This window comes from Exiguobacterium sp. SH5S13, from assembly GCF_004337085.1.
Classification (GTDB): Bacteria; Bacillota; Bacilli; order Exiguobacteriales; family Exiguobacteriaceae; genus Exiguobacterium; species Exiguobacterium aurantiacum_A.
Genome location: NZ_SJUS01000002.1, coordinates 157,960 through 180,152, shown reverse-complemented (window position 1 = coordinate 180,152; position 22,193 = coordinate 157,960). Strand labels below are relative to the sequence as shown.

At 53.4% G+C, this 22,193-nt stretch carries 22 protein-coding genes; all 22 read right to left on the bottom strand.

The genetic code is table 11. The features are described from left to right. Positions 1-120 precede the first annotated feature (120 nt). Entirely contained in the window at positions 121-1,302 is a 1,182-nt protein-coding gene (locus EVJ30_RS02370; protein WP_131467903.1) for a glycine C-acetyltransferase, read from the bottom strand. Between the two features lie 15 nt (positions 1,303-1,317). Then, entirely contained in the window at positions 1,318-2,394 is a 1,077-nt protein-coding gene (gene tdh / locus EVJ30_RS02365) for an L-threonine 3-dehydrogenase (RefSeq protein ID WP_131467901.1), read from the bottom strand. A gap of 169 nt (positions 2,395-2,563) precedes the next feature. After that, a complete protein-coding gene (locus EVJ30_RS02360; RefSeq protein ID WP_016509762.1) occupies positions 2,564-2,824 on the bottom strand; it encodes a stage V sporulation protein S in 261 nt (86 codons plus the stop codon). Between the two features lie 26 nt (positions 2,825-2,850). Then, the gene (locus tag EVJ30_RS02355; RefSeq protein WP_035386387.1) at positions 2,851-3,645 is read right to left on the bottom strand and encodes a TIGR00282 family metallophosphoesterase; all 795 of its coding nucleotides are present in this window, start codon (positions 3,643-3,645) and stop codon (positions 2,851-2,853) included. 48 nt (positions 3,646-3,693) lie between these two features. Then, the gene (rny, locus tag EVJ30_RS02350; protein WP_370246299.1) at positions 3,694-5,256 is read right to left on the bottom strand and encodes a ribonuclease Y; all 1,563 of its coding nucleotides are present in this window, start codon (positions 5,254-5,256) and stop codon (positions 3,694-3,696) included. Between the two features lie 189 nt (positions 5,257-5,445). After that, positions 5,446-6,495: a recombinase RecA gene (recA, locus tag EVJ30_RS02345; RefSeq protein ID WP_070327130.1), complete on the bottom strand. Its 1,050-nt coding sequence runs from the start codon at positions 6,493-6,495 to the stop codon at positions 5,446-5,448. 76 nt (positions 6,496-6,571) lie between these two features. Continuing rightward, complete coding sequence (locus EVJ30_RS02340; protein ID WP_131458414.1) at positions 6,572-7,798, bottom strand: competence/damage-inducible protein A; 1,227 nt, start codon at positions 7,796-7,798, stop codon at positions 6,572-6,574. A gap of 62 nt (positions 7,799-7,860) precedes the next feature. Continuing rightward, positions 7,861-8,439 (bottom strand): CDP-diacylglycerol--glycerol-3-phosphate 3-phosphatidyltransferase, encoded by a 579-nt coding sequence (gene pgsA / locus EVJ30_RS02335; RefSeq protein ID WP_131458416.1) that lies wholly within the window; start codon positions 8,437-8,439, stop codon positions 7,861-7,863. 29 nt (positions 8,440-8,468) lie between these two features. Beyond that, on the bottom strand, positions 8,469-9,323 hold the full coding sequence (locus tag EVJ30_RS02330; RefSeq protein ID WP_233589550.1) for a helix-turn-helix domain-containing protein: 855 nt from the start codon (positions 9,321-9,323) through the stop codon (positions 8,469-8,471). 48 nt (positions 9,324-9,371) lie between these two features. Continuing rightward, positions 9,372-10,148, bottom strand: a complete 777-nt coding sequence (locus EVJ30_RS02325; protein ID WP_131458417.1) for a DUF3388 domain-containing protein — start codon at positions 10,146-10,148, stop codon at positions 9,372-9,374. A gap of 99 nt (positions 10,149-10,247) precedes the next feature. After that, positions 10,248-10,943 (bottom strand): elongation factor P 5-aminopentanone reductase, encoded by a 696-nt coding sequence (gene ymfI / locus EVJ30_RS02320; protein WP_131458418.1) that lies wholly within the window; start codon positions 10,941-10,943, stop codon positions 10,248-10,250. Continuing rightward, positions 10,940-12,199, bottom strand: coding sequence for an EF-P 5-aminopentanol modification-associated protein YfmH (yfmH, locus tag EVJ30_RS02315; RefSeq protein WP_131458420.1), 1,260 nt, complete (start codon positions 12,197-12,199; stop codon positions 10,940-10,942). The genes ymfI and yfmH overlap by 4 nt, the downstream gene beginning before the upstream one ends. Beyond that, positions 12,196-13,434, bottom strand: a complete 1,239-nt coding sequence (gene yfmF / locus EVJ30_RS02310; protein ID WP_071397657.1) for an EF-P 5-aminopentanol modification-associated protein YfmF — start codon at positions 13,432-13,434, stop codon at positions 12,196-12,198. Before yfmF ends, yfmH begins: the two co-directional genes overlap by 4 nt. A 7-nt stretch (positions 13,435-13,441) precedes the next feature. Next, entirely contained in the window at positions 13,442-13,993 is a 552-nt protein-coding gene (locus EVJ30_RS02305) for a cob(I)yrinic acid a,c-diamide adenosyltransferase (protein WP_131458423.1), read from the bottom strand. 53 nt (positions 13,994-14,046) lie between these two features. After that, a complete protein-coding gene (locus EVJ30_RS02300) occupies positions 14,047-15,750 on the bottom strand; it encodes an ATP-binding protein (RefSeq protein WP_131458489.1) in 1,704 nt (567 codons plus the stop codon). Next, positions 15,750-16,466 carry a response regulator transcription factor gene (locus EVJ30_RS02295; RefSeq protein WP_070327120.1) on the bottom strand — a complete coding sequence of 239 codons (717 nt, stop codon included), beginning with the start codon at positions 16,464-16,466 and terminating at the stop codon, positions 15,750-15,752. Before EVJ30_RS02295 ends, EVJ30_RS02300 begins: the two co-directional genes overlap by 1 nt. Positions 16,467-16,626: 160 nt before the next feature. Next, on the bottom strand, positions 16,627-17,811 hold the full coding sequence (ccsB, locus tag EVJ30_RS02290) for a c-type cytochrome biogenesis protein CcsB (RefSeq protein ID WP_131458424.1): 1,185 nt from the start codon (positions 17,809-17,811) through the stop codon (positions 16,627-16,629). After that, positions 17,811-19,358, bottom strand: a complete 1,548-nt coding sequence (gene resB, locus EVJ30_RS02285) for a cytochrome c biogenesis protein ResB (protein WP_236635526.1) — start codon at positions 19,356-19,358, stop codon at positions 17,811-17,813. Before resB ends, ccsB begins: the two co-directional genes overlap by 1 nt. 19 nt (positions 19,359-19,377) lie before the next feature. Further along, positions 19,378-19,959 carry a redoxin domain-containing protein gene (locus EVJ30_RS02280; RefSeq protein WP_071397661.1) on the bottom strand — a complete coding sequence of 194 codons (582 nt, stop codon included), beginning with the start codon at positions 19,957-19,959 and terminating at the stop codon, positions 19,378-19,380. A gap of 136 nt (positions 19,960-20,095) precedes the next feature. After that, entirely contained in the window at positions 20,096-20,854 is a 759-nt protein-coding gene (locus EVJ30_RS02275) for a pseudouridine synthase (protein ID WP_071397662.1), read from the bottom strand. Beyond that, positions 20,855-21,448 carry an SMC-Scp complex subunit ScpB gene (gene scpB, locus EVJ30_RS02270; protein WP_201738345.1) on the bottom strand — a complete coding sequence of 198 codons (594 nt, stop codon included), beginning with the start codon at positions 21,446-21,448 and terminating at the stop codon, positions 20,855-20,857. It abuts the gene before it with no gap. Then, positions 21,426-22,193, bottom strand: a complete 768-nt coding sequence (locus tag EVJ30_RS02265) for a segregation and condensation protein A (RefSeq protein ID WP_070327115.1) — start codon at positions 22,191-22,193, stop codon at positions 21,426-21,428. Before EVJ30_RS02265 ends, scpB begins: the two co-directional genes overlap by 23 nt.

Below are 22,193 nucleotides of genomic sequence, written 5' to 3'. Positions count from 1 at the left end.
CAAATTTTAGAACCTGTCCTCTTAAATGTCTACCAAAATTTTCAAACAAAAACAGCATGCCCGATATAGGCATGCTGTGGTTCATTCCTCTACTGCAGACGATTTGTCTGCAGTCCAATCTTACGCGTGGAGCGTCACGTTCAACTCTTCCGCGACCGCCTTGAAGGCAGCGAGCGCGCGGTCGAGGTCGTCACGGGTATGCTCCGCCGTCACAATCGTCCGGATGCGGGCCTTGCCCTTCTCGACCGTCGGGAAGGCGATACTTTGCGCGAACACGCCGTGGTCTTTCAGCTTGTCCGAGAACGTGTGCGCGAGCGTCTCTTCCCCGAGCATGACCGGTGTGATCGGCGTCGTCGCGTGGCCGATGTCGAAGCCGAGGTCACGGAGACCCGATTTGAAGAACTCGGTGTTCGCCCAAAGCTTGTCGAACAGCTCTTCTTCTTCTTTCATGACACGAATCGCCTCACGGTTCGCCGCGACGACCGCTGGTGGGTGTGACGTCGAGAACAAGAACGGACGCCCTTTTTGAATCAAGAAGTCACGGACGTCGTTCGAACAGGCGACGTAGCCGCCGAGGACCCCGATCGCTTTCGACAACGTCCCGACTTGAAGCGCGACGCGGCCATCGAGACCGAAGTGGTTGACCGTCCCGCGACCGTTCTGCCCGAGCACGCCCGACGCGTGCGCGTCGTCGACCATGACCGCAGCATCATACTTCTCGGCGAGCTCGACGATCTCCGGGAGCGGTGCGATGTTGCCGTCCATCGAGAAGACGCCGTCCGTGACGACGAGACGCGTCCGGTAGTCTTGCGTCTCTTTCAAGGCCGCCTCTAAGTCTTCAAGGTCGGTATGCTTGTAGATGCGGCGGGCCGCTTTCGTCAGACGGATGCCGTCGATGATCGAGGCGTGGTTGAGCGCGTCACTGATGACGACGTCTTCCGGTCCGAGCAGCGCCGACAAGACGCCGAGGTTCGTCGCGAATCCCGATTGGAACACGAGTGCCGCTTCCGTATGCTTGAACTCGGCGAGTTCACGCTCGAACGCCTCGTGCATCTCGAACGTTCCGGCGATCGTCCGGACCGAGCCCGTCCCGGCTCCGAACGCTTCGACCGCTTCGATCGCGGCTTGTTTCAAACGGGGGTGGTTGGCGAGTCCGAGGTAGTTGTTCGACGACAGCTGGACGAGCGACTTGCCGTTGATTGTGACCTCGTTCCCTTGCGCCGATTCGAGCGGCACGAGCGAGCGGAACGTACCCGCTTGCTTCATTTCATTGACTGCTTCTGTAATATGTTCAAATGCCATATCGATTCCCCCTGTTTATGGTAGTAAGACGACTTTCCCACATTTCCCGGCTCGCATGAGCTCAAAACCTTGCTCGAACTCCTCGAGCTTGAAGACGTGGGTGATGATCGGTTCGACGTTCAATTGGCCGGACGCGAGCATTGTCGACACTTGGCCCCACGTCTCGTACATTTTACGACCGGTGATGCCTTGGACCCGGATTCCTTTGAAGACGACGTCACGCGTCAAATCGAGCGCGACCGGTCGTGCCGGAAGTGACAAGACGTTGACGTCGCCGCCCGCCGTCACCATCTTGAACGCCTGGTCGATCGCGACCGGATGCCCGCTCATCTCACAGACGACGTCGATCCCGTCCCCGTCCGTCTCAGCCATGATCAGGTCGAGCGGATTTTGGTCCATGCTGTTGATGACGACGTCCGCTCCCATCTGTTCTGCAAGCTTCAACCGGTACGGATTGATATCAATCGCATACACGCGGCTCGCACCGGCCGCCTTGGCGACGCCGACGGCCATGAGACCGATCGGGCCGCAGCCGACGATGGCGACAGATTGTGCCGTTACGTCACTTGCGAGCACGGTATGGACCGCGTTACCGAGCGGTTCTTGAATCGACGCGAGCTTCGACGGCATCGTCTCCGGGTTGACCCATAAGTTCTCTTCCGGCATGACGACATACTCGGCGAAACAGCCTTGGGTGTCGACCCCGATAATTTTCGTGTTTTTACAGATGTGATACTGACCACGCAAGCATTGTTTACACTGGTGGCAGACGATGTGTGTCTCGGCCGACACGGTCTGACCGACTTTGATGCGCTTCGCCCCTTCCCCGAGCGCCACGACTTCCCCTGAAAACTCATGCCCGAACACGTAAGGCGGTTTGACCCGGCTCTTCGCCCAGTCGTCCCATTCATAAATATGGACGTCGGTCCCGCAAATCGATGTCGCTTTCACTTTAATCAATACTTCACCGGCACCCGGTGTCGGAATCGGCACCTCGACCAGCCTTGCCCCAAATCCGGCCGTGTGTTTTTGAATCGCTTTCATCACAGGTGTCGTTGCTTCCTTCTCTGTCGTTGACACGAGCTGTTCCATCGAAAACGTCCCCCTCTTGTCTGTTTGTCGAACTTCACGTTCTCTTTCATCTTGTCATAAAATGACGAAACTGAGAAGATAGAACCTCATTTTTCAACAAAAAAGAGAAGCCATCCGCTCCGATGGCTTCTCTTCACAAGAATAGGACCTATGTCCCGACCGCACAAGCTCATCTAGGTTCGATGATGAGCTTGATGGCAGTTCGTTCTTCCCCGTCAATTAGAATATCCGTGAACGCTGGAATACAGATCAAATCAAGACCGCTCGGCGCGACGAAACCGCGGGCGATGGCGACAGCTTTGATGGATTGATTGAGCGCACCGGCGCCGATCGCTTGAATCTCACACGTTCCTTTTTCACGAAGAACGCCAGCTAATGCACCCGCAACGGAGTTGGGATTCGATTTTGCTGAAACTCTGAGTACGTCCATTCTTGTTTCCCCCTCGGGTAGGTTGTTCAATCAAACCAGACGGTCTGATCATCTAGGTGTATGCGTTCAATCTTGGTCGCTCGTTTCGACTGGTCGTCGATCGTGATTAAAACTCCATTAAGTTGTTCCCGTCCCTCGGCAACTTCAAACCGGACCGGGAGTTGTGTCACAAACTTTTTCAACACGACAGACGCGTCCATGCCGAGGACACCGTCGAGCGGACCTGTCATCCCGACATCAGTGATATACGCCGTCCCGTTTTTGAGCACGCGCTCATCGGCGGTTTGGACATGGGTATGCGTCCCGACGACGGCTTGGACACGACCGTCTAGGTGGTACCCCATCGCAATCTTCTCACTCGTCGCCTCGGCGTGCATATCGACGAAGATGGCATCGACGTCATCCCGAACCTCATCGACGAGGGCGTCGACTTTGCGGAACGGACAATCGAGCGACGGCAAGAACACCGTCCCCATGACGTTGATGACGGCAAGCTTCTTCCCGTTCTGCTTGAGCACCATCATGCCGACACCGGGCGTGCCGTCCGGATAGTTGGCCGGACGGACGATGCGCTCGGCGTCGTCGATCCAATCAAAGATTTCACGGTTGTCCCATGTATGGTTCCCCATCGTCACGCCGTGGAATCCAAGTTCGAGAAATTGTTGGTATATTTTTTTTGTGATACCGCGCCCGTTGGCTGCGTTCTCACCGTTGACGAGCATGAACGTCGGACTGTATTTGCTTTTCAAGCGCCCGATTTGTGCTGCCAAGATGTCACGACCCGGTTTCCCGACGACGTCACCGATAAATAAAATCTTCATAAATATTTCCTCCTTCAAAACAGAAAAAGCGGAGAATGTCTCCGCTTTTTACTTCGCATAATCGACGGCCCGCGTTTCACGAATGACCGTCACTTTAATTTGTCCTGGATAATCCAGTTCATCTTCGATCCGTTTGCAAATATCGCGGGCCATCTTGTTCGCCACGACGTCGTCGACGACGTCTGGGCGGACGATGATGCGGACTTCGCGTCCTGCTTGGATCGCATATGATTTCTCGACACCTTCGAACGACTCACAAATTGACTCGAGGCGTTCTAAGCGGCGAATGTAACTCTCGAGCGTCTCTTGACGAGCGCCCGGCCGTGCCGCAGACAGCGCGTCTGCCGCTGCGACGAGAACAGCGATCGTCGATGTCGCTTCGACGTCTCCATGGTGCGAGGCGATCGAGTTGATGACGACCGGATGTTCTTTATACTTCGTGGCCAGCTCAACGCCAATTTCGACGTGGCTGCCCTCGACTTCATGGTCGATCGCTTTCCCGATATCGTGGAGGAGTCCCGCTCGCTTGGCGAGCGTCACGTCTTCCCCGAGCTCGGCGGCCATCATGCCGGCGAGGTGGGCCACTTCGACCGAATGGGCGAGTACGTTTTGACCGTAACTCGTCCGGTAACGCATGCGTCCGAGTGTTTTGATAAGGTCAGGATGTACCCCGTGGATACCAGCCTCGAACGTCGCTTCCTCACCGTATTCACGGATGCGCTCATCGACTTCGCGGCGTGACTTCTCGACCATCTCTTCGATCCGGGCCGGATGGATCCGTCCGTCTTGCACGAGTTTTTCTAGCGTCATCTTGGCGATCTCACGACGGACCGGGTCAAATCCGGACAAGATGACCGCTTCAGGCGTGTCATCGATGATGAGATCGATCCCAGTGAGCGTCTCGAGCGTGCGGATGTTACGTCCTTCACGACCGATGATGCGCCCTTTCATCTCGTCACTCGGCAAGTTGACGACGGATACCGTCGTCTCAGCGACATGTTCAGCCGCATAACGTTGCATCGTGAGAGACAACAAGTGTTTCGCTTTTTTATCAGCTTCAAGTTTTGCTTTTTGCTCGATGTCTTTTTGAAGGAGAGCAGCATCGTGAAGCGCTTCCTGCTTCGCTTCGTCCATGATGATGGTTCGTGCTTCTTCTTTCGACAAGGCCGCCACGCGTACAAGTTCTTGACGGGCTTCCTCGTATAATTCCTCCACTTTGCTTTCGAGCGTCTCTGCTTCACGTTTCCGTTTCGCAATGCCCGCCTCGCGTTCATCCAAAGCATCTTCTTTCCGTTCGAGCATGTCTGCTTTCCGGTCAAGAAGCTCTTCTTTTTGAACGAAGCGATTCTCTTTCACTTTCTGCTCTTCGCGACGTTCGCGTAACTCTTGTTCCGTCTCATTGCGAAGTTGAATCATCTCTTCTTTTACTTCAAGCCGTGCCTCTTTTTGCATCGCTTCCGATTGTTGTTTCGCTTGCTCCACAATCTTGGTCGCTTCCGTCTCAGCACCTTGAATCTTCGCTTCGGCGATCGATTTACGCACAAAAAAACCTGCAACAAAAGCTATCGGCAAAAGGAGGATCAGAATAAGCCAATTTAGCCATTCCATCATGTTCACCTCCCTTTCGCAAGGTTATTTTATTTTTTTAAGATTGAATGACACGGGTGGACCCGCGCATAGCTTTATTGTACTTATTTACCTGTTAGAATGCAATGCAAGGACAGGATAGAACTCCCAATTCCTTAAAAAATATTGTGATATACAAAAAACCCGCTCGGACGCATCCGGCGGGTCGCTTGTTTAATCTTCTTCGATGAGTGAGAGCACTTCATCACTGTCGGCTTCGACCGTGACCGTCTTCTCACCGTTGAGACCGTAGTGATCACGAATTTGTTGTTCGATCGCTGCGGCGATTTGTGGATTTTCTTTCATGAACTGCTTCGCATTTTCACGACCTTGTCCAACGCGTTCTTCGTTGTACGAATACCAAGCACCACTTTTTTGAACGATATCAAGATCGGCACCGATATCGATGAGTTCACCTTCACGTGAGATCCCTAGACCGTACATGATGTCGACTTCAGCTGTTTTAAATGGTGGGGCAACCTTATTCTTGACGACTTTGATCTTCGTCCGGTTACCGACCATTTCTTGGCCTTGCTTCAACGTCTCTGCACGACGAACTTCTAAACGAACCGACGAATAGAATTTCAAGGCACGTCCACCTGGAGTTGTTTCCGGGTTCCCGAACATGACACCGATTTTTTCACGAATCTGGTTGATGAAGATGACGATCGTCTTCGATTTGTTCGTCGCACCCGACAACTTACGGAGCGCTTGGCTCATGAGACGGGCTTGAAGTCCCATGTGTGAGTCACCCATCTCACCTTCGATTTCAGCTTTTGGCACGAGTGCCGCTACCGAGTCGACGACAAGGATGTCGACGGCACCAGAACGAACGAGCGCTTCTGCGATTTCGAGCGCTTGCTCCCCTGTGTCCGGCTGTGACAAGAGCAGTTCATCGATGTTGACACCGAGGTTGTGCGCGTACTTCGGATCGAGCGCGTGCTCCGCATCGACGAACGCTGCTTGGCCACCGCGTTTTTGGACTTCAGCGATCGCATGGAGCGCCACTGTCGTCTTACCTGAAGATTCCGGTCCGTACACTTCGATGACACGACCACGTGGATAGCCGCCTGCGCCGAGCGCGATGTCGAGGGCGATCGATCCTGACGGAGTGACGGATACTTGTTGATCTGTATTTTCACCGAGGCGCATGATTGAGCCTTTACCGAATTGTTTCTCAATTTGGCGTAATGCCATTTCTAACGCTTGTTTACGATCACTCATAAATTAATGAGCCTCCTTTGATTTGTATCTTCATTATAAACGAACCCAACCTTTTACACAAGGTTTTTACGAACGTTTATTCGCCTTTTTTCATTCGTTGCCACAATGCCCATAACCCGTCCTTGGCCGCCCGCGCCTGGATGACGTTCCGCTGTTGGTGCGGATAGACGCGTTCGATCACTTCCATACCTGACGGCGTCTTCACCCCGATGAACACGGTGCCGACCGGTCGACCCGAATTTGAGACGGGTCCGGCCTCACCGGTGAAGGACAATCCGTAATCCGAATCCGTCTGATCAACGAGCCCTTGGATCATTTCTAAAGCAACTTGTTTTGAGACGACCGACTGTGACTCAATTGTAGCAAGGGATACCCCTAAAAACCTATTTTTTAGCTTGTCCGAGTACGTGACGACGCCTCCTAGAAAGACTTCTGACGCCCCTGGGACCGCCGTCAGCATCGCTTGGACTTGTCCCCCAGTCAACGATTCGGCGATCGATAGCGTCGCGTGGCGCCGTCTTAGCTCGCGAATCAAATGCGCAGCCAGCGTATCCTCGTCCGAACCGAAATAATAGGCGCCGACACGGGACAGAATGTCTCGTTTGACGCGGTCGATCATCTGCCGGGCCGCGTCCTCGGTCTCCGCTTTCGCGCTGACACGCAGTCGCGCTTCCCCTGACTCCGCGTACGGGGCGACAGTCGGGTTCACCCCGTCCATTAGATCGGATACCGCCTCGTCGAGCGCCGACTCACCGATCTCATAAAAACGTAGTGATTCAGAAACGATCGTCGCACCCGAAAATTTGCTCGGAAACGTCGCTTCGACAATCGCTGTCATCTCGCGCGGCACCCCGGGCAAGAGCAGCCACGTCGTCTCGTCCTCGACCCACATGCCGGGAGCGAGACCGGCCGGATTGTGAAGCACTTCAGCTCCTGATAAAACATCCGCTTGTCTGGCGTCCCCGTCGTTTATCGCTCGTCCCCGCGAGGCGACAAAGCGCTGGATCGTGTCTAAAGACGCTTCGTCCCGAACGAGCGGGCGGCCGAGCAAGTCAGCGAGCACTTGTTTCGTGATGTCATCATTCGTCGGACCGAGTCCCCCGGTGACGATCACGAGTTCGCTCCGTCGGTTCGCTTGCTCGAATGTTTCTCTTAAGCGATCGAAGTTATCCCCGACCACTACATGATACAGTACGGACAGTCCATATTTCGACAACTGCTCTGATAAGTAACGGGCGTTCGTGTTCGAGATTTCCCCTAAGAGTAGTTCAGAACCTACCGCAATGATTTCGGTCCGTTTCATCGAAGTTCCTCCTTTGATTCAAAAAAAAGACGAGTTGCTCCCACAACTCGCCTGTCGTCGATTTACATCGATTTTACAATGATCTTATAGTTTTGTGCGAAATACTCGGCCCCAGAATAAATCGTCAAGACGAGTGCGAGCCACATCGCCCACTCCCCGAACGGGATGCCGATATAGTTGAAAATCGGGTTGCCGAACAATAAGAAGATGATGGCAAAGAGCTGGACCCATGTCTTCGCTTTACCCGACTTACCGGCCGCCACGACAATCCCTTCATCAGCCGCGACGAGACGAAGCCCCGTCACCGCGAACTCACGTGACAAGATGACGACGACGACCCATGCCGCGACGAGGTCCATCTCGACGAGCAAGACGAGCGCCGCCGTGACGAGTAACTTGTCAGCGAGCGGGTCCATGAACTTGCCGAAGTTCGTGACCAAGTTGTGCTTACGGGCCAAGTGCCCGTCAAGCCAATCGGTAATCGCTGCGATCGTAAATATGACCGCGGCGATGAATTGATGAAGCGGTACTTCCGCCCCGAGGAAAGCGATGTCTCCCCAGTTAAAATCTACAGCGAGCAAGACGACGAATACGGGGATGAGCAAAACCCGCAACATCGTCAGGCGGTTAGGTAGGTTCATCGAGAACTCCTCCTCTAGAAGACGTCGACTTATTCAGCGTCGACTCTCTTCACAAATATATTTTGTGTGACCGGAGAATCAGCAAGCTCAAGCTCACGGCCGTTGACGACAATCTTCTCGACGCCACCGATCAAACCGATCCGAATCCGAAGCGTATCTGTTTCGGCACCTTCGATGACGATCGGGTTTTGTTTCGATTGGTTCGGATATTCCGGTGCAAGGAACGCTCCTTCAAGCGATGTATCGCGAACGCCGACATAAGTCGCCGGTGATTCTTTGACGTGAATCTCGGTCGTCAGCTTGTCAGCTGTTGCGATCTCATACGTGAGGTCGGCCCCGTTCGTTTCCGTCACCGCGATCGGTCCGGTTTCTTCTGGCGGCTCTTCCTCGGCCGGTGTTTCTTCGACCGGCGCTTCTTCCGTCGGCTCTTCTTCAGGAACGTCTTCATTTTGATTGATCGTCACGCCTGAAGCCGGTGGTTCAGCCGGTGTCGCGTCCTGTCCACCTCCAAAATCGAGATTTCTAACAACGTAGTAGACCGCTGTCACAAGCAAGAAGGCGACAAGCACGAGCATGATTTTCGGCACCCATCTTGAGACGCGGCTCGACGTCTCGGAAGCTTTTGAATAAGTTTGCTTACGTGATAATTGAGCGGTCGGTTGCGGTTCGATTTTCGGTAAATCTTTTGCATATGTCTCGTAAAGCTCATCGACATCAAGCCCGAGCGATTCCGCATACGTTTTGATGAACGCCCGTGCATAAAACGAACCAGGGAGATTTTTATAATCACCTTCCTCGATCGCGATGATATAGCGTTTTTGAATCTTCGTCGTCTGCTGAATTTGGTCAAGCGTCAGACCGCTCGCCTCACGCCTTTGTTTCAAAAAAGTCCCTAGTTCTGTCAAAGGGGTCCACACCTTCCATTCAATTAATTATTCAAACCATTCTGCTTCACGATTCGTTTCTTGCGGAATGATGATGATTTCATCTTGGTTATTTCGCAGTTCGATAATATAGTCAAAGTCCTCAAACACACAATCGGTATTACGGACGTAAAGATCGGGATGCTCGATCACTTTGACGGCAGGAAGACGCATGACTTCCCGGATCAACTGACGATGACGTTCGTCCATCGTCCGCGTCGAAACGGCGCCGTCGATTATGTAGATGTGATCACCTTCTCGCTCTTCTTCAAACAGTGACGTCCGGACCGTCTGTTTCATGAGTGTCGACGAAAGAAACAGCCAACGTTTGTTTGCGCAGACGCTCGCCGCGACGATCGACTCCGTTTTGCCGACGCGTGGGTTGCCCCGGACACCGATCAACAGATGTCGTTCTTCTTTCATTAGTTCAGCGACAAAATCGACGAGTACCCCTAGATCTTCGCGCACGAAGCGAAACGTCTTTTTGTCATCGTTGTCGTGTTCGATATAGCGGCCGTGACGGATCGCAATCCGGTCCCTCAGTTTCGGGCGGCGGAGTTTGATGACGACGATTGCTTCCATCTTCCGCAAAATATGCTCGAGCCGATGGACGTGATCGGCGGCCGGTGCCTTGAGCAACATCCCGCGACGTTGAAGATCGACCCCGTTGATGGTCACGATCGAGATTTGGAGCATCCCCATCAGCGAGGCGATATCGCCGAGGATGCCGGGGCGATTTTGGCAAAGTTCATATTCGAGATACCATTCTTCGAACTTATGATCCATCTCGTCCACCCTTTCCGAATGTAGGCTCGCTACCTTGTTCATTCTAAATTATTTTAGAAGAATTGAAAAGAACTCGTTTCAACCGCGGCGACAAAGTTTTCACTGCCAACCGCCATCGACCCGTAACACCGTGCCGGTCACGTAGGACGCGGACGGTGAACAGAGGAAACGGATCGTCTCGGCTACTTCTGTGACATGACCGAGACGGCCGAGCGGAATCTCATCTCGAACGTCTTGTTTCGTCTCTTCTACCGTATCATTCATCGGCGTCTCAATCCACCCCGGCGTGATGGCATTGATGCGAACATTAAACGGGCCGGCCTCGCGCGCGAACGCTTTGACGAAGCCGAGCTGTGCCGCTTTGACGGTCGAGTACATCACTTCTCCGGCCGCTCCGACTTCCCCCCAGACGCTCGAGACGATGACGATGTCGAGCGGGCGATCGTAAGCTTTTTGCCCGACGACGTGTTGAACGAGTCGAACCATCGCGCGCACATGAACGCGATAGAGACGATCGAGTTCAGTGATGTCCGCGTCGACGAGCAGCCCGTAGGCGTGGTTACCGGCGACGTGAATAATCCGATCGACCGCGCCGACCGTAGCGAGCCAAGCGTCTAGCGCCTGGTCGTCGCCGAGGTCGCACGTGACGACTTGGCCTGACAAACCCTCTGTCTTCACGAACGCTTCGAGCGCTTCCGTGTTCGCGTGCGCATGTAAGATGAGCTCATCATCGCGAAAGGAAAGGGCGACGGCACGACCGATCGCCCCACTCGCCCCGGTGATGAGTGTCGTCATGGTTTTTTGACGACACAGACGGTCCGTTGATCCGGTTTGAACAGTCGGTCATACGTGTCGTATAGTTCTTCAAGCGTGACCGCGTCTAGCAGCTCGGGCAAATCGAACATATTCCCACCCGTTAGCGCGTAGCGTGAAAACTGGTTGGCGATGAACTCGGGTGAGTTGAGCGCCTTCAAAAACTGCCCTTTCATCATCCGCTTCTTACGGTCGAGTGTCTCATTTCCGATGTCGAGCGGACGCTCGAGCACCTCGGTGATGCGGGCGACGAACGCATCGACATGCGGTGTCTCCATCGACAACACGGCGAAGGCGAACGATTCTTCCGACGTATAGTCGAACGAGAAGGCATCATCGATCAACCCTTCGGCGTAAAGCTCTGCATAGAGCGGCGCCGTCGTGTCAAACAAGGCGTGCATGAGCAGTTCGACGGCCAGTTCTTGTTTCATCCCGTCTTCCCCGGCGCGCGGCGTGTCCTTGTAGCCGATCATGACTTTCGGGACCGATACGTCCATCTCGATGACACGCGCAGCTAAGCGGACCGTTCTCGGCTCTTGCACGTGTTCGCGTTCACTGAGTACAGGCGGTTCGAACGTTTTCGCGGCCTGATTCGAACGGATCTGTTCGAGCACGATGTCAGGGTCGATGTTGCCGACGACGAACAGCGTCATGTTACTCGGGTGATAAAACGCTTGATGACACGCATAAAGGTCAGCGGCCGTGATCGCGCTGATCGAATCGATCGTTCCGGCGATATCGATCTTGACCGGATGCGCTTCATACATCGCCTCGATCAAACCGAAATAAAGACGCCACCCTGCGTTGTCTTGATACATTTGAATCTCCTGGCCGATGATGCCTTTCTCTTTCTCGACCGAAGCTTCTGTAAAGTACGGGTCTTGGACGAAATCAATCAACGTCTTTAAGTTCGCCTCGACGTTTGACGTGGCACCGAACAAATAGGCGGTCCGGGTGAATGATGTGAAGGCGTTCGCTGACGCCCCGAGCTGTCCGAACTTCTGGAACACATCGCCGTCCTTTTTTTCGAACATTTTATGTTCAAGGAAATGGGCGATGCCGTCGGGTACTTCGATCCAGTCGTCTGTTTTGAAGCGACGGTCGATTGAACCGTATTTTGTCGTGAATGTGGCGTACGTCTTTTCATATCCAACTTTCTTCAGCAAGTAGACCGTCAGCCCGTTATCGAGAACGACGTGATGAATCGTCTCACCGACGTTTGGAAAATCTAGTTTCATGCTGTCCCCCCCTTTAAACAATAAATCGCCTTCAGTTTGATTTGACTCGAGAGCGCGGCCACGTCTTCTCGCGTGGTCCGGGCAAGGATGGCCATCTCTTCTTCGAGTGAGAACGGGCGGATGTCCGAACCGCTCATCCAGGCGATCAGTTGACGCGGACTGTCACCGAGTTGGCGCCGTTGATGGAACAACATCTCTTTCGTCTGCTCGAGCGTCATGTCATCGAACTCCCCTGCTTGCAGGTCGGCAAGTTGGTCGGCAATGATTTGTTCTGTTTTCACTTGGTTCAAGGCATCGATCCCGGCGTAGACGAACAACATCCGGCTAAGCGAACTGTATTGCGACGCCGCATAGTACGCCAAGCTCTCCTTTTCACGGACGTTCATGAACAGTTTTGAGTGTGGGAACCCACCGAACAAGCCGTTGACGACTTGCATCTTGATCGCGTCCTCGCTGCGCGGGTCAACGTTGGCCTCATAGGCGAGGTGAAGTTTACTCTGCTTCACGTCCTGCTGTTCCTCAAGTCGCTGAAATTCTCGGTCGACCGGTTCAGGATACTCTCGGACGAGCGGCGAGCCGAGCGTCTCGAGTGGCAAAAACGCCTCGGTCACTTGGTCACGCGTGACGTCCCCGACGACGTAGACGTCGATGCGGTCGTGCTTGATCATGGACGTGTACGCCTCATAGAGCGATCGCGGCGTCACCTGGTCGAGTTGTTCGAGCGTCCCGAGCGACGGGATCGCGAGCTCTCCGCCGAGCAGTTCTTGCAATCGTTGCTGGGCGAAGCGCATTTTATCATCGTATACCGACTCGATGCGTTGACGCTGCAGACGGGATTCTTGTTCGACGATGAGCGGTTGGAACGCGCCGTCGTAAACGTTCGGGCGGAGCAACACTTCTTCTAATAGCTTGATCGCCTGAGACAGGACCGGTTCCCCGACGAGCCGGTCGTTCACAACTTCTAGTTGGAACTGGATGACATGCTCTTTCCCGACTTTTGACGCACCAGCGAATAGGCTAGCATCATATAATTGCTCGAGCGGTGTGTGAAACAGTTCAATCGACGGATACGCCGCCGTCGCTTTTTCCATGACGTACGGCAGGAGCGCCCGGTCGGCAATCGTCTCTGCAGACAACGGCGCCGCGAACGAGACGAGGCACGTCGTCGTTTTAAATTTATCGGTCGGATAGACCGAGTAGTGGAGCTGGTTACGGAATTGTTCGATCCCTTTCATGAATCATCTACTCCTTTTTCGTTTTCGGTTGGAACACGGACGCACCGCGCGCATACTCTTGATCGGGTACGCCCGCCACCACGTTGGCATAACGGGCGGCTGTGAACAAATAATCGCTCAAGCGGTTATAGTAAGACAATTGACGAGCGGCCGCATCGATGTTGACGAGCTCGCGTTCGACGCGGCGACAGACCGTCCGGGAGACGTGCAGACTCGCCGAGGCCACGCTGCCCCCGGGCAGAATGAAGCGGACGAGTTCCGGACACTTCGTCTCTAGTTCATCGATCCACATCTCGAGCTCGGTGACGATCGCTAAGTCGACTTGCTGCGGCGGATCTTGTTTGTACATCAGTTCTGAACCGAGGTCGAACAGATCGTGCTGGATTTTTGTCAGTTGATCCCGTAACGTCGCGTCCGTCTGGTGCGCGAGCGCGAGACCGATGTGACTGTTCAATTCATCTAACAATCCCATCGCCTCGATTTGCGGGTGTACTTTCAAGACGCGTCCGCCGATCAATGACGTTTCACCCTTGTCGCCTCCACGTGTATAGCGCTTCATGTCATTTCCTCCTCTATGCCACAAATGGTGACCCATAGGAGTCACCATTGTCGTTATGAATGCGGTTGGTCGTAAGGGAGCCGAATCATGAACGTCGTCCCTTCGCCGTACACGCTCGTGACGTCGACCGTGCCATGGTGGGCATCGATGACGTTCTTGACGATGGCGAGTCCGATGCCTGTTCCTGTCTTCCCGCCGCTCGTCCGGGCCTTGTCCGCTTTATAGAACCGCTCGAACACAAACGGCAAGTCCTCTTTCGGGATCCCGCTGCCGGTATCGGTCAAACGGATCAAGAAGCCGTCCGCTTCTTCGGTCGCCTCGAGCCGAATCGCTCCGCTCTCGGTGTGGGCGATGGCGTTGCCGATCAAGTTCGTGAACACTTGTTCTAACCGATCCCCATCCGCTTCAATCTTCCGCTTCGGAGCCACGGTCGACAACGTGATTCCTTTCTCGTTCGCCATCTGGTTAAACTTGCGCATCACCCGCGGTAAAAATTCGCCGAAATCGAACGCCGCGAACTGCATCGTCTCTTTCCCTGATTCGATTCTTGCCAAATCGAGTAAATCGTTGACGAGCCGGGCAAGCCGTAACGACTCGTCGTAAATGATCGAAGCGAATTCTTTCGTCGCCTCGTCACTCTCGGTCATGCCGTCGATGATGGCCTCGGAATAGCCTTGGAGCGTCACGAGCGGTGTCCGCAGCTCGTGGCTGATATTGGCGACGAAGTCGGTCCGCATCTTGTCGAGGCGGTGACTTTCGGTCGTATCACGGATGACGACGACCGCTCCCTCAAAATCTTCCTCCCCGAGGAGCGGTGTGACCGTCAACGTATAGTAGCGATCGTCTTGCTTCACTTCAATCGTCTTCTCAGGCGCACCGCCGACGAGGTCTTCGTAAAGCGCGAGCACGACTTCGTGCGGTTGATCATCGTTCAACAACGGCTGTGCCTGCGGGTTCGTCACGATCACGTTCGCATGGCGATCGAGCGTGATGACACCGTCTGCCATCGAACGCAGAATCGAAGCGAGCTGCAACCGTTCACGGTCGAGCGCGTTCACGTATGTTGACAGCTGGCTGCTCATCGCATTGAATGAGCCGGCAAGTTCACCGATTTCGTCGTTCGTCTTCTGGACGAGCCGCAGATCGAACTGTCCTTCACCCGTCTTATTGACGGCGTCCCTCATCTCACGCAGCGGGGCCGTGATCCGGGTTGATAAGAAGAAAGCGAACACGGTCGTGACGATGATCGCCGAGGCGACCGTCCAAAAGATGATCGTCCGCGCCCCTTCATTCGCGCTTGAGATCGCATTGAGCGGCTCAAACAAATAGAGTGTATACTCGCCCGTCTCAAGGGAGAACGTCGTCCGATACGCCAAGGCAGCCTGGTCATCGAACGACGAGAAGTTCCCGATCGCCGTCTCCCCTACAGCTTGATAAGGACTCCAAGACTGACGCCCGAGTTCAGTCATCAAGCCATCGACTTCCGTGCCGAAGTTCGAACGGACCGACCCGTTCTCTAAAATATAGTTCGCTCCGTACACTTCGATGATTTGGTCGACCGTCCGTGACGAATCGCCTTCTTCTAGCAAGACAGACTGGACTTGCCCACCGAGTTTCGCTAAATGACCACGTTCCTGATCGATATGGAACGAGTTGAAGAACTCGAGCATCAGGACGGATACGATGAACAAAATCAGGCTGACCAACACGAGGATCGTCAGCCACAGCTTCGTGACAATACTATTGCGGCGAATCATCACTCACTGACGACTTCAAACTTGTACCCGACACCCCATACCGTCGTGATCATTTGGGCCGCGGATGGAGAGACACGGTTCAATTTCTCACGAAGCCGTTTCACGTGCGTGTCGACCGTTCGAAGGTCTCCGAAAAATTCATAGTTCCATACTTCTTTTAACAGTTGCTCCCGCGAGAACACTTTATCGACTTGTTTGGCAAGGAAGAATAATAGCTCATACTCTTTCGGCGTGAGGGCGATTTCTTCCCCGTCGACCGTGACACGGTGTGCGTCATTGTCGATCGTCAAATGCGGGAACACGATCAAGTCTTTCGACTTTTCGGCCGTTTGCAAAAATTTTGTCGAACCTGAGCGACGGAGTAGCGCTTTGACGCGCAAGACGACTTCACGAGGACTGAACGGTTTGACGATGTAGTCGTCCGCGCCGACCTCGAAGCCTTGAACCCGGTCGATCTCCTCACCTTTCGCCGTCAGCATGATGACAGGTGTCGCTTTCGTTTTACGGAGTTCGGTACACACTTCGACCCCGTCCATCTTCGGCATCATCAAGTCGAGCAAAATGACGTCAAAGTCGCCTTCGAGTGCGAGTTGAAGCGCTTCTTCACCGTTCGTCGCTTCTTCGATCACGTATTGCTCCCGTTCTAGATACATTTTTAACAGTCGGCGAATTCTTTCTTCGTCGTCGACTACTAGAATTTTTGTTTTATCAGCCATCAACTAAACCTCCCAGAGAACCATTACAAGATGTAGCGAATGTTGCACAATTGTGAACATTTCGCTCTCTTTCATAACTATACCACTCTATTATTTCGCTTAACAACGGTGAGTTGTATGCCCTTACGAAAAAGAAGCCACCGAAGTGACTTCTTTTTCATCAAGCGTATGAATGTAATCCGGCGATGACGAGGTTGACGAACACTAAGTTGAACATGATGACGGCGAATCCGCCGACACAGAGCCATGCTGCTTTCGTCCCCGTCCAGCCCCGCTGGATGCGCATATGCAAGTAATAAATATAGATGAGCATCGTGATGAGCGCCCATACTTCTTTCGGGTCCCAGCCCCAGAAACGGTTCCAGGCAATCTGCGCCCAAATCATGGCGAAGATGAGCCCACCGAGGATGAAGACCGGCAATCCGATCGCAATCGAACGGTAGCTGATCTCGTCCGCGAGGTCAAGATCGACTTTCTTCGCGAGCGGTTGCAACGCTTCCGCAATACGTTTGCGTAAGACGACGAACCGGAGCACAAGGTAAATGACGGCGCCAGCGATAATCGACCAGAGCAACGTGTTCAACTTCAACGTGTTGATGAACGTCGGCAATTCGAGCGATAGTCCACTCGCACCTGATAACAGTTGTGCGCCTTCCGGTACGAACAAGATCGGCATGAAATATTCGTACGACTCTTGCGTACCGCGGTCATTCGTAAATTCGACGACACCGCCGGCACCGATTGCTTTAAACAGCATCGATACGAGGATGAAGCCGAGCGTGCACATGAGGACGAACATCGTCACTTCTAGCCATGTGCGCGATTTCGATCGTTCGCGCATCGACGTCTCGTTGAGCAAGAAGATGAGACCTGAGGCGAAACTGATGGCGAGAATCCCTTGACCGAGCGCGGCCGTCGTGACGTGAATTTTCAACCAGACACTGTTCAGTGCCGGAATGAGCGGTGCCACTTCGCTTGAGAACATCGATGCGAACGCGATAACGAGAAGCGCCACCGGCATGGCGAACAAGCCGAGCACATCGTTTTTATAAATCCCATAGACGACAAGGAAACCGAGCACCATCATCATCCCAAAGAATGTCGTGTACTCGTAAAGGTTAGAGACCGGCGCGTAGCCGACCCCGATCCAACGCATGATAAAATATCCCGTTTGGGCGACAAAGCCGATGACGGCTAGCGTGAACGCATACTTACCGTAAGCGATCCGGTTGACGTTTCGGTCTTTGCGCATGCCGCTGACCGCGATTGTGAACAACACGGTCGCCACGGCGTAAAGAATGAACGCGATCAAGAGCAGGCGGCTGCTCCACTGAATCCACTCCATTATGATTCCCCTCTTTCTTTAGTTGAGTCGATGTCTGCCTTTTGTTCGAACCGAGCCTGGTCTTCCCAAATCGGCAGCCCATTTTTTTCTAGGAGCGGTGTGATCTCACGGTGAAGCGACGACGGGTTCTTGTTCGTGAATCCAGCCACGAGCACGTCCGTCTCGTTATGACGTCGAATCCAGACCCGGCGGTGCGGCCAATACATCCCCATGACGATCCCGATCATGAAGATCGTCCCACCGACAATTAAAATCGGATACGTCGAGTCGCTCTTGACCCGAAGTCCGCTCGTACTCGCCATTTCCGTTCCTGCGAACTGGATCGCGTAACGATTGTCTTCATCGGCAACGTTCAGTCGAATCCCAATCAAGTTCGATTCGGTCGTCCCATCCGGGTTTTCGACTGCTAAGAAGAAGGCAGGGTTCAACGCCCGTGGTGACTTCGTATCCGGTTGCCCATTTCGAACTTCAAAGTCCGGATATAAGTCGTTGAGCGTCACCGTGACCTCACCGAGATCGTACGTCGTCTCAGGGTCCGTCAAATCAACCGTGAACGGCCCGTACACGTCACCTGTCTGTTTGTCACCGACGTTAAACGACATCGACAAAAACTCGGGTCGGCTTGAATACTGCTCCTGATACACTTCGTACTGATCGAATTTGAACGGATGGTTCACTTTCGTCGAACCGGTTTCGACTTCCTCGAGTTGCGGCGATCCGTCCTCGTTCGTCCCGGTCTTCTTGAACAGTGTCAGTTCCGTCTCATAGTTTTTCGGGACAGCCCCGGCTTTTTCAATCGCCTCGGCGAACTTGGCGTCCTCCGGATTATTTTCTGGATCATACATCTCGAGGATGAACTGATCGTTGCGAAGGTAATACGTGTCGTCGGTCGCCTCGAGCGCCACCGTCTCGCCTTCCCGTACCCATTCGAGCGTATCGGTGTGAAATGCCGGGAAGACGCGGAGCATCGCCCCGATAAAGAAGATGACAAGCCCGATGTGGTTGATGTATGGGCCCCAACGACCAAACCGATACTTTTCGGCGAGTAATGCATCGCCGTCGCGTTTCACCTGGTAACGCTTAGACTTCAATGCCTCACCGAGCGCGTCGATCTGTTCGTCCGTTCCTTTACCTTCACCGATCAAGCGTTGCCCGCGCATGAAGCGGTCGGTGCGTCGGACCGGTTGATATTTCAACGCTTTATACAGGGGAAAGAATCGATCGATCGAGACGACGATCAGTGACAACGTCAGCATCACGATCAACGTGATGTACCACCACGACGTATATAAGTTATGGAATCCTAACGTGTAATAAATCGTTCCTGGCGTACCATATTCTTCGGTGTAGTATTGACTCGCCGGCAATTGTTGCGGAATATACATCTCTTGTGGAAAAGTCGTCCCGACCGCAGAGCCGACGATAATGAGTCCAATCAACCAAAGACCGACTTTGACCGATGCAAAGAAACTCCAGGCACGGTCAATCCAAGATCTCGGACGACGCTTCGACCGTAAATCGGCGCCGTCGTACTTCATATCTAGCATGTGTGCGCCCCCCGTTCGCTTACAATGACTTCTCGGCTAACTCTAACAGTTTCTCTTTCGTGAGTTCACCTTCATACTTTTCAATGACTTTTCCGTCGGCATCGATGACAAACGTCACCGGTAAGTTATAAATGCCGTACGCCTTCTCGACTTCGCTACGTGTATCCATCAAGATCGGATAGTCGAGCTCGACGCCGAGGTCATTGATAAAGTTGTCGACCCGCAGCGGCGTCTCACCGACGTTCACGGCCCAAAAGTCCACGCCCATATTTTGAAGCGTGGCATAGTTGTCTTGTACGACCGGCATCTCTTTCTCGCACGGTTCACAGAACGTACCCCAGAAATTTAACAGCATCCCTTTCCCATCATACGTTTCGCGCTCGACCATCGTCGCCCCGTCAAGACTGACGAGTTTAAAGTTCGGCGCGTCGTCTCCGGCCTCGACCCGGCCATCATTCCCGGCCTGCTCGATCAATTGCATGATGACGACCGCACCGGCAAACAGCACCATCGTCATAATCATGAGGCGCCAAAATGACCGTTTTTTCTTATGGGCCATCGCTTGATTCATCCGATCGCCTTGTTTTGTCTCTTTCGTCATGATTTCACACCATCCTTCAGTTGCTATTGTACTGAAAAAACAACGATAACGCACATTAACAGACTTTTTTCATCTTTTTGTCACAGAATCTCCACAAAAGAAAAAATCATCCTGTGTAAGGACGATTTTTAGCTTGTTATTTTTTCTTTTTCTTGCCTCGTGGTTCATTTGGCACGACCGGGTTCGCTAGCTCACGGAGCTTGCTCACTTCCTTGCGTGACAACTCGCGCCAGTCGCCTGTCGTGAGTCCATCGAGCGTCAAGAAACCGAACTGTTCGCGCTTCAGTTTGATGACTTCCGAACCGACTGCTTCGAGCATGCGGCGAATCTGACGGTTGTGCCCTTCCGAGATGACGATTTCAAGAATCGCCGAGTTCTTCTTATGGTCGACTGTCTTCATTCTGACTTTCGCGCTGCCCGTCTTATAACCGTCATCGAGCTCTAAGCCTGACTCGAGCTGCTTGATGGCGATATACGAAGGGATGTTTTTCACTTTCGCGACGTAACGTTTCGGGATTTTGAACTTCGGATGAGTCATCATGTTCGAGAACTCTCCGTCGTTCGTCAAGATGATGAGTCCCGTCGTATTGTAATCGAGACGACCGACCGGGAAAACGCGTGACCCTGGTGGAACGAGATCGGTAACGACTTTGCGTCCTTTATCATCGTCGACCGTCGACACGTAGCCGCTCGGTTTGTAGAGCACGTAGTAGACGTGTTCTTCCTGTTCAATTTTGACGCCGTCGACTTCAATCTCCGACTTCGGTCCGACTTTCGTCCCGAGTTCACGAACGACTTTGCCGTTAATGCGAACCCGTCCGTCTAAAATCATTTCTTCGGCTTTACGCCGTGAGGCGATACCCGCTTGGGCAATCACTTTTTGTAAACGTTCCATTTAATCATTCTCCAATCTATCTTCCGTAATCGAAGCTGGCTGGCCGAAGAACAGATCGCCTTCGTCTGCCAGCTCGTCAACAAACGTTAATGGTGGCAACTCCTCGAGTGAATTGAATCCGAAATGGTCAAGGAAATGCTCGGTCGTCCGGTACAGTTTCGCGCGCCCGATCGTCTTCGCCCGGCCGGCTGATTCAATCAGCCCTTTTGACAACAACGTATGAATGACGCGTTCGACTTTGACACCACGGACTTCCTCGATATCGGCCCGTGTGACCGGCTGCTTGTAGGCGATGATGACGAGCGTCTCCATGGCCGCACGAGACAGCGCCTGTTCGGCCATCGTCCCGACATACCGTTGAATGTACTCGGACACGTCCGGGATCGTCACGAGCTTATACACACCGCCCGATTCGATCAATTGAAACGGGCGCCCCGAGTCCGTGAACGACGCCTCGAGCTTATTCAATTGTTCGCGGGCAGCGGCCTCAGAAATATCGAGCGTGTCTGCTAGCGCCCGGACTTCCATGCCCTCTTCTCCGACGACAAACAATAGGCTTTCAATGATCGTTTCATAAGACAACAACGGCTTCATCCCTTTCCTTTGACGCTTCGACAAACGAAATGTGAATATCTCGGTCGACTTGCTTTGTCGTGACGACTCGTAACTTAATCAACTCAAGCAGCGCCATGAACGTGACGACAAGGTCGGACACGTCCGGCCGTTCTTCGAAGAATGCAAAGAACGACGTGTTCCGGTTCGCCGACACATGTTCATGCAGACGGGTCATCTGCTGTTCGAGCGTCCGCTCTTCCCGCTTGATCGTCTTTTTACGCCGTTCTTTCCAACGCTTCCGCTCGACCATCTTTGAATAGGCGTGCAACAAATCCGAAAAGTTGAGCGGCCCATCGTAAGGTTGGACCAGTTCAGACATGTACCGTGTCAAATCTTCGCCGGGACGGCTATATAGTTCGAGCCGTTGCTCTTCTTGCTCACGCATGAAGACGACCGCTTCTTTATAAGCTTTGTATTCAATCAACTGTCGAATCAACCCTTCCCGAGTCGGCTCTTCGCCGAAATCCGGAATCTCATCGTCCTCGATCGGGACCGGTGGCAACAGTTGTTTGCTCTTTAATTGGAGCAACGTCGCCGCCATGACCAAATATTCACTGGCCACATCGAGCTCAAACTTTTGCATCGTCCGGATAAAGGCGACATACTGGTCCGTGACTTCCGAAACAGAGATGTCGGCGATATCGAGCTCCATCTTGCCGATCAAGTGGAGCAACAAGTCGAGCGGGCCTTCGAACGTATCGATTTTGACGTTATACGCTTCCAT

Coding starts and splice junctions, on each gene's coding strand:
- EVJ30_RS02370 (WP_131467903.1), bottom strand. CDS start 1,302: ATGGCATTTGAACATATTACAGAAGCAGTCAATGAAATGAAGCAAGCG.
- tdh (WP_131467901.1), bottom strand. CDS start 2,394: ATGGAACAGCTCGTGTCAACGACAGAGAAGGAAGCAACGACACCTGTG.
- EVJ30_RS02360 (WP_016509762.1), bottom strand. CDS start 2,824: ATGGACGTACTCAGAGTTTCAGCAAAATCGAATCCCAACTCCGTTGCG.
- EVJ30_RS02355 (WP_035386387.1), bottom strand. CDS start 3,645: ATGAAGATTTTATTTATCGGTGACGTCGTCGGGAAACCGGGTCGTGAC.
- rny (WP_370246299.1), bottom strand. CDS start 5,256: ATGATGGAATGGCTAAATTGGCTTATTCTGATCCTCCTTTTGCCGATA.
- recA (WP_070327130.1), bottom strand. CDS start 6,495: ATGAGTGATCGTAAACAAGCGTTAGAAATGGCATTACGCCAAATTGAG.
- EVJ30_RS02340 (WP_131458414.1), bottom strand. CDS start 7,798: ATGAAACGGACCGAAATCATTGCGGTAGGTTCTGAACTACTCTTAGGG.
- pgsA (WP_131458416.1), bottom strand. CDS start 8,439: ATGAACCTACCTAACCGCCTGACGATGTTGCGGGTTTTGCTCATCCCC.
- EVJ30_RS02325 (WP_131458417.1), bottom strand. CDS start 10,148: ATGGATCATAAGTTCGAAGAATGGTATCTCGAATATGAACTTTGCCAA.
- ymfI (WP_131458418.1), bottom strand. CDS start 10,943: ATGACGACACTCATCACCGGGGCGAGTGGGGCGATCGGTCGTGCCGTC.
- yfmH (WP_131458420.1), bottom strand. CDS start 12,199: ATGAAACTAGATTTTCCAAACGTCGGTGAGACGATTCATCACGTCGTT.
- yfmF (WP_071397657.1), bottom strand. CDS start 13,434: ATGAAAGGGATCGAACAATTCCGTAACCAGCTCCACTACTCGGTCTAT.
- EVJ30_RS02305 (WP_131458423.1), bottom strand. CDS start 13,993: ATGAAGCGCTATACACGTGGAGGCGACAAGGGTGAAACGTCATTGATC.
- EVJ30_RS02300 (WP_131458489.1), bottom strand. CDS start 15,750: ATGATTCGCCGCAATAGTATTGTCACGAAGCTGTGGCTGACGATCCTC.
- EVJ30_RS02295 (WP_070327120.1), bottom strand. CDS start 16,466: ATGGCTGATAAAACAAAAATTCTAGTAGTCGACGACGAAGAAAGAATT.
- ccsB (WP_131458424.1), bottom strand. CDS start 17,811: ATGGAGTGGATTCAGTGGAGCAGCCGCCTGCTCTTGATCGCGTTCATT.
- resB (WP_236635526.1), bottom strand. CDS start 19,358: ATGCTAGATATGAAGTACGACGGCGCCGATTTACGGTCGAAGCGTCGT.
- EVJ30_RS02280 (WP_071397661.1), bottom strand. CDS start 19,959: ATGACGAAAGAGACAAAACAAGGCGATCGGATGAATCAAGCGATGGCC.
- EVJ30_RS02275 (WP_071397662.1), bottom strand. CDS start 20,854: ATGGAACGTTTACAAAAAGTGATTGCCCAAGCGGGTATCGCCTCACGG.
- scpB (WP_201738345.1), bottom strand. CDS start 21,448: ATGAAGCCGTTGTTGTCTTATGAAACGATCATTGAAAGCCTATTGTTT.
- EVJ30_RS02265 (WP_070327115.1), bottom strand. CDS start 22,193: ATGGAAGCGTATAACGTCAAAATCGATACGTTCGAAGGCCCGCTCGAC.